Source organism: Streptomyces sp. NPDC048604 (assembly GCF_043199435.1).
Classification (GTDB): domain Bacteria; phylum Actinomycetota; class Actinomycetes; order Streptomycetales; family Streptomycetaceae; genus Streptomyces.
The window spans coordinates 101,548-113,238 of sequence record NZ_JBICVX010000015.1 but is presented as its reverse complement, the minus strand read 5'-3'; the positions used below and the strand labels follow the sequence as shown (position 1 = coordinate 113,238).

The window sequence follows — 11,691 nt, the reverse complement described above, 5'->3', positions numbered from 1 at the left end:
GCCCGTGCCTCCCACCGATGCGCGCACCGACACCGGAGCCCCGACCCGCCCGCCGTCCCCCGCGGGCGCGGACGACACCACCCTGGAGCTCCGCCTCCCCGCGGACCTCCTCGCCCTGTGCACCGACGCCGGGAACGGCCCGCCCGAGGCCGGCGACCTGCTCGACTCGGTCGCCGCCTGGGGCCCGGCGCGGACGCCCGCCGGTTCCTTCCGGCTCGTGCCCGTACGGCTCGACCGCGACCTGGGGACCGTCGCCGGCTGGATGAACGACCCCGCCGTCGACGCCTTCTGGGCACTCGCCGGCCCCGAATCCGTCACCGCCGACCACCTCAGGGCCCAACTCGGCGGCGACGGCCGCAGCGTGCCCTGCCTCGGCGTCCTCGACGGCACGCCCATGAGCTACTTCGAGCTCTACCGCGCCGACCTCGACCCGCTGGCCCGCCACTACCCGGCCCGGCCGCACGACACCGGCGTCCACCTGCTCATCGGCGGCGGAAGGGACCGGGGGCGCGGCCTCGGCACGGTCCTGCTGCGGGCCGTCGCCGACCTCGTCCTCGACCACCGTCCGCGCTGCGGCCGGGTCGTGGCCGAACCCGACATCCGCAACACGCCCTCCGTCTCCGCCTTCCTGAGCTCCGGATTCCGTTACGCCGCGGAACTGGAGCTCCCCGACAAGCGCGCCGCGCTCATGGTCCGCGACCGGGACCTGCGGCACGTGCTGTGAACCACTCTCCGACGTGCTTACACCGCCCTGCCCACAGCGGTTCATACCTTGAGGAGTCCCCGTGCCGTCGACCCCTGCCACCCATGACTCCGCACCACTGCCCACGCCTCTGACCGGAACTGAGCCCGCGCCGCTCCTCGCGCCCGCCGAGCTGAACCCCGCGGCCTGGACGCATGCCGCGGTCCGGCTCCTGGCCAAGATGATCGGCGAGTTCGCCTACGAGGAGATCCTCGAACCGCGCCCGTCCGGCCCCGGCGGCTACACCCTCCGCCTCGACGACGATTCCGTCCTCGCCTTCGCCGCCCGCCGCGGCGCGTACGGCCACTGGCGCGTCGACCCGGAGTCGATCACCCGGGACGGCCGGCCGCTGACCGACCCCCTCGACTTCCTCGTCCGGGCCCGCCAGGCCCTCGGACTGGACGGGGCCACCCTCGGGCACCTGATCCGCGAGCTCACCACCACCCTCGCCGCCGACGCCCGCCTCGGCCACACCGCCCTCGCCGCCGCCGAGCTCGCCGACCTCGACTACGCCGCGCTCGAAGGCCACCAGGCCGGGCACCCCTGGATCGTCGTCAACAAGGGCCGCGTCGGTTTCTCCGCCGCCGACGCCGCCCGCTGGACCCCCGAGGCCCGGCAGGCGAGCCCGCTGCCGTGGATCGCGGTCTCCCGCTCGCTGGCCCGGTACCGCGGCACCGCCGCCCTCGCCACGCCCGCCCGGCTCTACGAGCACGAGCTGGACCCGGCCGTCCGGGAGCGCTTCGACGCCGTGCTGCGCGGCCGCGGCCTCGACCCGGCCGCGTACCTCCTGCTGCCCGTCCACCCCTGGCAGTGGGACGAGACGCTGCTACCGCTCTTCGCCCCCGCGGTCGCGGACGGCTCGATCGTGCCGCTGCTCACTGACGACGACCTGCGCGTCCCGCAGCAGTCCGTCCGCACCTTCCTGAACACCAGCCGGCCCGACCGGCACACCGTGAAACTCCCGCTCTCCGTGCTCAACACGCTGGTCTGGCGCGGGCTGCCGACCGAGCGCACGCTCGCCGCCCCCGCCGTCACCGCCTGGGTCCACGGGCTGCGCGACGCCGACCCGTTCCTGCGCGACGAATGCGGGGTGATCCTGCTCGGCGAGGTCGCCTCGGTGACGGTCGAGCACCCGCTGTACGACCGGCTGCCCGAGGTCCCGTACCAGTACAAGGAGCTGCTCGGCGCGATCTGGCGCGAGCCGCTCCGGCTCCCGCCGGGCGAGCGGGCCCGCACTCTCGCCGCCCTGCTGCACACCGATCCGGACGGCCGGGCCTTCGTCGCCGAGCTGGTCGCCCGCTCCGGGCTCGACCCCCGCGCCTGGCTCCAGCACCTCTTCGCCGCGCTGCTCCCGCCGCTGCTGCACTTCCTCTACCGGTACGGCACGGTCTTCTCCCCGCACGGCGAGAACGCGATCGTGGTCTACGACGACCGGGACGTCCCCGTACGCCTGGCGATCAAGGACTTCGTGGACGACGTGAACATCAGCGCCCGGCCGCTTCCGGAGCACGACGCCATGCCGGACGACGTCCGCGCCGTGCTGCTCACCGAGGCGCCCTCGTTCCTCACCCAGTTCATCCACTCCGGGCTCTTCGTCGGCGTCTTCCGTTATCTCGCCCCGCTCTGCGAGGACCAACTCGACGTCCCCGAGGGTGAATTCTGGCAGCTGGTACGCGCCGAGATCCTGCGCCACCAGGCCCGCTTCCCCGAGCTGAAGGAACGGTTCGAGCTCTTCGACCTGCTCGCCCCGCGGATCGAGCGGCTCTGCCTGAACCGCAACCGGCTGCATCTGGACGGCTACCGGGACCGGCCCGAGCGCCCGCACGCCGCGGTGCACGGCACGGTCGCCAATCCGCTGGCCTGAACGGTTCGCCCGTCCGTTCGCACGAGCGGCGCGTGCGATCGGAGTGTCAGTGCCGCCCCGTAGGCTGGTCGGGCTATGACGAAGCCATCCCTCCCCGATCTCCTCCATGCCGCCGTCTCCGCCGTCGGCGGCGTGGAGCGGCCCGGCCAGGTCACCATGGCCGAGGCGGTCGCCGAAGCCATCGACGACAACTCCCACCTCCTCGTCCAGGCCGGCACCGGCACCGGTAAGTCCCTCGGCTATCTGGTGCCCGCGCTCGCCCAGGGGGAGAGGGTGGTGGTGGCCACGGCCACGCTGGCGCTCCAGCGCCAGCTGGTCGAGCGCGACCTGCCGCGGACGGTCGACGCGCTGCATCCGCAGCTGCGCCGGCGCCCGGAGTTCGCGATGCTCAAGGGGCGGTCGAACTACCTCTGTCTGCACCGCCTCCACGAGGGCGTCCCGCAGGACGAGGAGGAGGGCCTCTTCGACCCGTTCGAGGCCGCCGCGCCCACCAGCAAGCTGGGCCAGGACCTGCTGCGGCTGCGCGACTGGGCGGACGAGACGGAGACCGGCGACCGGGACGACCTGACGCCGGGCGTCTCCGACCGGGCCTGGGCGCAGGTGTCGGTGGCCTCGCGCGAGTGCCTGGGCGCGAGCAAGTGCGCGTACGGCGCGGAGTGCTTCGCCGAGGCGGCCCGGGAGCGCGCCAAGCTCTCCGAGGTCGTGGTGACCAATCACGCGCTGCTGGCCATCGACGCCATCGAGGGCGCCCCGGTCCTGCCGCAGCACGAGGTGCTGATCGTGGACGAGGCGCACGAGCTGGTGTCCCGGGTCACCGGCGTCGCCACCGGCGAGCTCACGCCGGGCCAGGTGAACCGGGCCGTCAAGCGGGCCGCGAAGCTGGTGGACGAGAAGATCGCGGACCAGCTGCAGACCGCCGCGGAGGGCTTCGAGCGGCTGATGGAGCTGGCCCTGCCGGGCCGCCTGGAGGAGATCCCGGAGGACCTGGGCTACGCGCTGATGGCGCTGCGCGACGCGTCCCGCAACGTGATCAGCGCGCTGGGCTCGACCCGTGACAAGTCCGTGCAGGACGAGGACGCGGTCCGCAAGCAGGCCCTGGCCTCGGTGGAGACCGTCCACGGGGTGGCCGAGCGGATCACCCAGGGCTCCGAGTACGACGTGGTCTGGTACGAGCGGCACGACCGCTTCGGGGCCTCGCTGCGGGTCGCCCCGCTCTCGGTCTCGGGGCTGCTGCGGGAGAAGCTCTTCGCGGACCGTTCGGTGGTGCTGACCTCGGCCACGCTCAAGCTGGGCGGGGACTTCAACGGGGTGGGCGCCTCGCTCGGGCTGGCGCCGGAGGGGACGCAGGGCGACGAGCTGCCGGTGTGGAAGGGCATCGACGTCGGCTCGCCGTTCGACTACCCGAAGCAGGGGATCATGTATGTCGCCAAGCACCTGGCCAAGCCGGTCCGGGACGGCGACCGCAAGGACATGCTGGACGAGCTGACGGAGCTGATCCAGGCGGCGGGCGGGCGGACGCTCGGGCTGTTCTCGTCGATGCGCGCGGCGCAGCTGGCGGCGGAGGAGCTGCGGTCCCGGATCCCGGAGTTCCCGGTGCTGCTGCAGGGCGAGGACACGCTCGGCGAGCTGATCAAGAACTTCGCGGCCGATCCGCAGACGTGTCTGTTCGGCACGCTGTCGCTCTGGCAGGGCGTGGACGTGCCGGGGCCGAGCTGTCAGCTGGTCGTGATGGACAAGATCCCGTTCCCGCGGCCGGACGACCCGCTGATGAGCGCCCGGCAGAAGGCCGTGGAGGAGGCGGGCGGCAACGGCTTCATGGCCGTGGCGGCGACGCATGCGGCGCTGCTGATGGCGCAGGGCGCGGGCCGGCTGGTCCGGGCGACGGGGGACCGCGGCGTGGTCGCCGTACTGGATCCGCGGCTGGCCACGGCTCGGTACGGCAGCTATCTGAAGGCGTCGATGCCGGACTTCTGGTACACGACGGACCCCAACCAGGTCCGCAGGTCGCTGGCGGCCATCGACGCCGCCTCGAAGGCGGCGGAGGCGTAGGGGGCGTCTCGCCGAGGGCCCTGTGGGGCTTCCTGGGGCCTGTGGCGCTTCCCGGGCGCGGAGCGCCGTGTTCCCGGTCCCGGGGAGCCTGGACGGGCTCTCCGGGACGCCGGGACACAGCAGGGCCCCGGGACCGGCGCAGTGGGTCCCGGGGCCCGGTCAGAGCCGGCGGGGTGGGGTCACACCCGCCGCAGCACCGCCACCACCTTGCCGAGGATGGTGGCCTCGTCGCCGGGGATCGGCTGGTACGCAGCGTTGTGCGGAAGCAGCCAGACATGGCCGTCCTCCCGCTTGAAACGCTTCACTGTAGCCTCGCCGTCCAGCATCGCGGCGACGATGTCTCCGTTTTCCGCGACGGGCTGGCGGCGGACGGTGACCCAGTCGCCGTCGCAGATCGCGGCCTCGATCATGGAGTCGCCGACGACCTTGAGCACGAACAGCTCACCGTCGCCGACGAGCTGGCGGGGGAGCGGGAAGACGTCCTCGACCGACTCCTCGGCGAGGATGGGGCCACCGGCCGCGATCCGGCCGACGAGGGGGACGTACGAGGCGGCGGGCTTGCCGCTGGTGTCCGTGGGCTGGGTGCTCGGCTGGTCGGAGCCGCGGACCTCGTAGGCGCGCGGCCGGTGCGGGTCGCGGCGGAGGAAGCCCTTGCGCTCCAGAGCCATGAGCTGGTGGGCCACGGACGACGTGCTGGACAGTCCCACCGCCTGGCCGATCTCACGCATCGACGGCGGATAACCCCGCCGCTGGACCGAGTCCCGGATGACCTCGATGACCCTGCGCTGCCGGTCCGTGAGTCCCGAGCTGTCCGCCCGGATGCCGGGAGGTCGTCCTGGCAGCGAGCGCGCGGGGCGCGAGGGCTCGAGCCCTTCCGGGTTCGTGGCTGCGTCGTTCATGGCATGCACCGGCTCGAGTCGGCTCTGGCGGTCCTGGGCAGTGATGGTGGCACTGTCTGCGGTGGTGGTCACGTCGTCGGCCCCTCTCGAATGGTCTCCCTAGCTGGACAACGGTAGTGGCTTTCGAAAGGTTGCGCCAAACACACGTTCGAGTGAAAAATCGCAGATTGTCTTACGCGTGTGTGTGACTAGGTGTATACGAGGCCCGTTCCCGGCGGCGTTTCGGTCCATGACGCTACCGGCCCAGGCCTGCCCGGCCCGGGCGGGGGTCCGTCCCCAGTGTGGCACCAGGGGCGCCCGGATCCATGGACCCCGGGGCCGCGGGTCCGCGTCGCGGCTGGGCCGTCCGTGGAGCCCGCTTTCCGGTCCGCCAGACCCTTCCCGTACGCTCTTCGGCGATCCCCGGTGTACCCCGCGCCCGCGGCGGCGCGCGACACGCGCATGCGCGGAAAAAGCGGCCCGACACCAGATCTAGTGGTTGTATGGCGACAGCCACCCACAAGTTGTGGTCCCCGGTCTTCCGGGGGCAAGCGCATCGCCTATGCTGGTGGCTGCTTCGAAGGGCCTTGACCGGGCCTGTCGAGGCTATTCAGTCGTGCCGTGAGGGAGGGTCGGAAGTCATGCATTGCCCCTTCTGCAGGCACCCCGACAGTCGTGTCGTCGACAGTCGCACCACGGACGACGGGACGTCGATCCGGCGCCGGCGCCAGTGCCCCGACTGCTCCCGCCGTTTCACCACGGTGGAGACCGCGTCACTGATGGTGATCAAGCGGGCGGGCGTCACCGAACCCTTCAGCCGTACCAAGGTCATCTCCGGCGTGCGCAAGGCGTGCCAGGGGCGGCCCGTCACCGAGGACGCCCTCGCCCAGCTCGGCCAGCGGGTCGAGGAGGCGGTGCGCGCCACCGGCAGCGCCGAGCTGACCACCCACGACGTGGGCCTGGCCATCCTCGGCCCCCTGCAGGAACTCGACCTCGTCGCGTACCTGCGCTTCGCTTCGGTGTACAAGGCCTTCGACAGCCTGGAGGACTTCGAGGCCGCCATCGCGGAACTCCGCGAGCGGCCCCACGCTGAGGACTGCGAGACCGGCAGGGCCCCCGAGGTCCCCGTTCCCGCCGTCGCCGCCGACTGATCCGGCGGCGCCGGACCCACGTGAGTCCGGCGAACCGGCCGCAGCGCGGCCGGACACGCAGACCAGCCCCGGGCGTCGCGAGCGCGGAACCCGTGGCAGCAGTACAGAACGCATTACAGAAGATGGTGCCCTGGGATTATCTGGGCGCTGCAGGGTGTTTTGCCCGTATATGGGAGGACGGCATGACAGAGACGGCGAGCGGTCCGGCACGAGGTTCCCGAGCCAAGGGTGCCAAGGCGAGCAAGGGCCTGCGCATCGAGCGCATCCACACCACCCCCGGCGTGCATCCGTACGACGAGGTGGTCTGGGAGCGTCGTGACGTCGTCATGACCAACTGGCGCGACGGCTCGGTGAACTTCGAGCAGCGTGGCGTCGAGTTCCCCGACTTCTGGTCGGTGAACGCGGTCAACATCGTCACCAGCAAGTACTTCCGGGGGGCCGTCGGCACCCCGCAGCGCGAGGTCAGCCTCAAGCAGCTGATCGACCGCATCGTGAAGACGTACCGGAAGGCCGGCGAGGAGCACGCCTACTTCGCCTCGCCCGCCGACGCCGAGATCTTCGAGCACGAGCTGGCCCACGCCCTCCTGCACCAGATCTTCAGCTTCAACAGCCCCGTCTGGTTCAACGTCGGCACCCCGCAGCCCCAGCAGGTCTCCGCCTGCTTCATCCTGTCCGTCGACGACTCCATGGAGTCGATCCTCGACTGGTACAAGGAAGAGGGCATGATCTTCAAGGGCGGCTCCGGCGCCGGCCTGAACCTCTCCCGCATCCGCTCCTCCAAGGAGCTGCTCTCCTCCGGCGGCAACGCCTCCGGCCCGGTCTCCTTCATGCGCGGCGCCGACGCCTCCGCCGGCACGATCAAGTCCGGTGGCGCCACCCGCCGCGCCGCCAAGATGGTCGTCCTCGACGTGGATCACCCCGACATCGAGGACTTCATCCAGACGAAGGTCAGCGAGGAGGAGAAGATCCGCGTCCTGCGTGACGCGGGCTTCGACATGGACCTGGGCGGCGAGGACATCACGTCCGTCCAGTACCAGAACGCCAACAACTCGGTCCGTGTGAACGACGAGTTCATGAAGGCCGTCGAGACCGCCGGCAAGTTCGGCCTGCGCGCCCGCATGACCGGCGAGGTCATCGAGGAGGTCGACGCCAAGGCGCTCTTCCGCAAGATCGCCGAGGCCGCCTGGGCCTGCGCCGACCCGGGCATCCAGTACGACGACGTCATCAACAACTGGCACACCTGCCCCGAGTCCGGCCGGATCACCGCGTCGAACCCGTGCAGCGAGTACATGCACCTGGACAACACGTCCTGCAACCTGGCCTCGCTGAACCTGATGAAGTTCCTCAAGGACGACGGCAAGGGCGAGCAGTCCTTCGAGGCCGAGCGCTTCCAGAAGGTCGTCGAGCTGGTCATCACCGCGATGGACATCTCCATCTGCTTCGCGGACTTCCCGACCCAGAAGATCGGCGAGAACACCCGCGCCTTCCGCCAGCTCGGCATCGGCTACGCCAACCTCGGCGCCCTGCTGATGGCCACCGGCCACGCGTACGACTCCGACGGCGGCCGTGCCCTCGCCGGCGCCATCACCTCCCTCATGACCGGCACGGCCTACCGCCGCTCCGCCGAGCTGGCCGCGGTCGTCGGCACCTACGACGGCTACGCCCGCAACGCCACGGCCCACAACCGCGTCATGAAGCAGCACGCCGACGCCAACGGCACGGCCGTCCGCATGGACGACCTGGACACCCCGGTCTGGGCCGCCGCCACGGAGGCCTGGCAGGACGTGGTCCGCCTCGGCGAGAAGAACGGCTTCCGCAACTCCCAGGCGTCCGTGCTCGCCCCGACCGGCACCATCGGTCTCGCGATGTCCTGCGACACCACCGGCGTCGAGCCCGACCTCGCCCTGGTCAAGTTCAAGAAGCTGGTCGGCGGCGGCTCGATGCAGATCGTCAACGGCACCGTCCCGCAGGCCCTGCGCCGCCTGGGCTACCAGGAGGAGCAGATCGAGGCGATCGTCGCCCACATCTCCGAGAACGGGAATGTGATCGACGCTCCCGGCCTGAAGGCCGAGCACTACGAGGTCTTCGACTGCGCCATGGGCGAGCGCGCCATCTCCCCGATGGGCCACGTCCGCATGATGGCCGCGATCCAGCCCTGGATCTCCGGCGCGATCTCCAAGACGGTCAACATGCCGGAGACGGCGACCGTCGAAGAGGTCGAGGAGATCTACTACGAGGCCTGGAAGCTCGGCGTCAAGGCGCTCGCGATCTACCGCGACAACTGCAAGGTCGGCCAGCCGCTCTCGGCCAAGAAGAAGGACGACGAGAAGACCGAGGTCACCGCGAAGTCCGAGGCGACGATCCGCGCGGCCGTCGAGAAGGTCGTCGAGTACCGTCCGGTCCGCAAGCGCCTCCCGAAGGGCCGCCCGGGGATCACCACCTCCTTCACCGTCGGCGGCGCCGAGGGCTACATGACCGCCAACTCCTACCCGGACGACGGTCTCGGTGAGGTCTTCCTGAAGATGTCGAAGCAGGGCTCCACCCTCGCGGGCATGATGGACGCCTTCTCCATCGCCGTCTCCGTCGGCCTTCAGTACGGCGTTCCGCTCGAAACGTACGTCTCGAAGTTCACCAACATGCGCTTCGAGCCGGCCGGCATGACGGACGACCCGGACGTGCGGATGGCGCAGTCGATCGTCGACTACATCTTCCGCCGCCTGGCGCTGGACTTCCTGCCCTTCGAGACCCGTTCGGCGCTCGGCATCCACTCCGCCGAGGAGCGCCAGCGTCACCTGGAGACGGGCTCCTACGAGCCCGCCGACGACGAGGTCGACGTCGAGGGCCTGGCCCAGTCCGGCCCGCGCGCCCAGGAGCTGAAGGCCGTCGCCGCCCCGGTCGCGAAGGCCGAGGTCCCGGCCCCGAAGCAGGCGCACACCTCCGCGGAGCTGGTCGAGATGCAGCTCGGCATCAGCGCGGACGCCCCGCTCTGCTTCTCCTGCGGCACCAAGATGCAGCGCGCCGGCTCCTGCTACATCTGCGAGGGCTGCGGCTCGACCAGCGGCTGCAGCTGATCGCGGGCGTGTAGGTCTGGGGTGACACACCCCGTCAGGGCGGTGGTGCCGGGTTTCCGGGCCACCGCCCTCGGCGTTTGTGAAGGGCTTGCCGAGGGGGACGCGGTGGTGTCACGCTGCGGGACATGATCAACAGAATCGAGTGTTCCCTCAGCCGGTGAACGCGGCCCGTGACACCGGCCTGCCCGGTGCCCCGACCACTGTCTTCGAGTACGCCCTGCGGCTGCATCGTCTGACGCCGAACGAGCCCCTTCCACGCGGCGGGGTGCTGCCCCGCGGCCTGGGACGGCTCCGGGCCGGTCTGCCGCGCGACCACACCCGCGCCGGTGTCGACGCCGCTGCGGTGCTCGACATGTACTTCGACCACCCGCGAATTCCGCCGCGCGCGTTGGCCCGCAGGCTTGCCGGCCTTCCGGCGGAGTACCGCCACAACGAGCACATCAGCCGGGCCGCCCGGGAGGCGCCGGCGGCCAGAGTCCGGGAGACGGGCCGGTGGCTGATCAGACATGGCACCGATGCCGGTTCCGTGTGCATCGGACTGGCCCTGCTCGCCGAGGCCGGTACGGCGGACGACATTCCGCGGATCCAGACCGTCGGCCTGCTCGGCAACCCCTTCGGCTCCCTTGCCGTGGGGGCACTGGAACGCCTGCCGGGAGGTGTCGAGGCGCTGATCTGGCTGGCCGAGCGGGTCACCGAGTGGGGTCGGGTCCATGCGGTGTCGGCACTGTGCCGGCGCGCGGACGATCCGGCCGTCGTGCCGTGGCTGCTGCGGAGGGGGACGGCCGAGGGGAACTTCCTCGACAGCTATGTCGTCGACCACATCGCGCGGGTGACGGTGCTCCACCACGCCGTCGTCGCGCACGGGGACGACGCCGAGGTGATGGACACCACGGGGCGGATCCTCCGCGTCATGACCTACAGCGAGGGCATGGGCACCTCCCTGCGCCACTACCCGCACGCGCTCACGGTGCTGGAGGCGTACGTCCGCCAGGTCGGACGCCTCGGTCCGACGGCCGATCGATACGTGGCGGCCACGCTGGTCGCCGCGTATCTGGGCAAGGAGTCGCCCGCGTGGTCCGATGACCCCGCCCTCAAGGCCCGTTGGGACGAGGCGCGGGCCTCGTACCTCGCCCTGGTCGACCGTACGGACTGGTGCGCGACGGCGCGGGAGGGGCTTGCCGCCGGCGATGAGCGGCTGACGTGGATCGCGGGCGAGGTGGCACCGGCACTCGGTCTGCGGGCCTTCCGCAGTCTGTGAAGGAGCGGGCCCGGCGCAGAGTGCCGTACCGGGCCCGCTCCCTTTGCCGACGTCGCCGGGCTAAACCTGCCGGGCGCCCATGCGCGCCGCGAACTCCTGCGGGTCCGCGTCGAAGCCGCGGGGGATCGGGTGGTACTCCCAGCCGTCCGCGCCGTCCCGGGTGAACTCCACGACCGTCGCCGCCGTCGAGTCCGCCAGGGCGGAGAAGTCGTCCGCCAGCAGCTCCACATGGCCCTCACGGACCAGGACCCCACGGCCGGCGACCTCCCCGAAGGTCCGGCGGCCGCCGCCCTGCTGTATCGCCACGCCCACGACGACGCGTCCGTACGCGGGGGCGATCCGCTCCAACTCCACGGTCATCGCCTCGTCGTAGCCGAAGCCCTGACCCGTACGGCTGTCCCGGTTCAGGGTGATCGTGCCGTCGGGGGACCGGCTGCCGAAGTGGACCAGGTAGACCGGCGCTCCGTACGGGTCCTCGGTCGTGTACACGCCGGCGATGATGTCGAGGTCGTGCTCCGGCGCGCCGATCGGACTGGGGTCCCACTTGAGCGTCACCTCGACCTTGCCGACCCCCTTGTTGAGACCGCCCACCGTCAATCCCCTCTCTCGCAATCCCGCCTCGGACCTGCCCACCGGGCAACTGCCCGTGGTCACAGGCAGGTTGTTCATCCTGTCATG

The 11,691-nt window shown here is 71.2% G+C and carries 8 protein-coding genes; 6 read left to right on the top strand and 2 right to left on the bottom strand.

The features are described from left to right. Positions 1–4 precede the first annotated feature (4 nt). The 3 genes from ACGFMM_RS28230 to ACGFMM_RS28220 all read left to right on the top strand — a co-directional run bounded on the left by ACGFMM_RS28230 (position 5) and on the right by ACGFMM_RS28220 (position 4,655). Complete coding sequence (locus tag ACGFMM_RS28230; protein WP_393649275.1) at positions 5–724, top strand: GNAT family N-acetyltransferase; 720 nt, start codon at positions 5–7, stop codon at positions 722–724. A gap of 61 nt (positions 725–785) precedes the next feature. Beyond that, positions 786–2,606 carry an IucA/IucC family protein gene (locus ACGFMM_RS28225; RefSeq protein WP_393649274.1) on the top strand — a complete coding sequence of 607 codons (1,821 nt, stop codon included), beginning with the start codon at positions 786–788 and terminating at the stop codon, positions 2,604–2,606. A 75-nt stretch (positions 2,607–2,681) separates the two neighbouring features. Next, entirely contained in the window at positions 2,682–4,655 is a 1,974-nt protein-coding gene (locus ACGFMM_RS28220) for an ATP-dependent DNA helicase (RefSeq protein ID WP_393649273.1), read from the top strand. A gap of 179 nt (positions 4,656–4,834) precedes the next feature. On the opposite strand, the gene lexA is transcribed toward ACGFMM_RS28220, so the two are convergent. Further along, complete coding sequence (gene lexA / locus ACGFMM_RS28215; RefSeq protein WP_393649272.1) at positions 4,835–5,626, bottom strand: transcriptional repressor LexA; 792 nt, start codon at positions 5,624–5,626, stop codon at positions 4,835–4,837. 548 nt (positions 5,627–6,174) lie between these two features. Here lexA and nrdR point away from each other — a divergent pair. The 3 genes from nrdR (at position 6,175) to ACGFMM_RS28200 (ending at position 11,013) form a co-directional block, all read left to right on the top strand. Further along, positions 6,175–6,684, top strand: a complete 510-nt coding sequence (gene nrdR, locus ACGFMM_RS28210) for a transcriptional regulator NrdR (protein WP_393649271.1) — start codon at positions 6,175–6,177, stop codon at positions 6,682–6,684. Positions 6,685–6,866: 182 nt separating this feature from the next. Continuing rightward, positions 6,867–9,755 (top strand): vitamin B12-dependent ribonucleotide reductase, encoded by a 2,889-nt coding sequence (locus ACGFMM_RS28205; protein ID WP_393649270.1) that lies wholly within the window; start codon positions 6,867–6,869, stop codon positions 9,753–9,755. A gap of 157 nt (positions 9,756–9,912) precedes the next feature. Continuing rightward, positions 9,913–11,013 carry a hypothetical protein gene (locus ACGFMM_RS28200; protein ID WP_393649269.1) on the top strand — a complete coding sequence of 367 codons (1,101 nt, stop codon included), beginning with the start codon at positions 9,913–9,915 and terminating at the stop codon, positions 11,011–11,013. A 60-nt stretch (positions 11,014–11,073) separates the two neighbouring features. Here the strand turns inward: ACGFMM_RS28200 and ACGFMM_RS28195 are convergent, their stop codons facing one another. Further along, entirely contained in the window at positions 11,074–11,604 is a 531-nt protein-coding gene (locus tag ACGFMM_RS28195) for a TerD family protein (protein ID WP_393649268.1), read from the bottom strand. Positions 11,605–11,691: the final 87 nt, after the last annotated feature.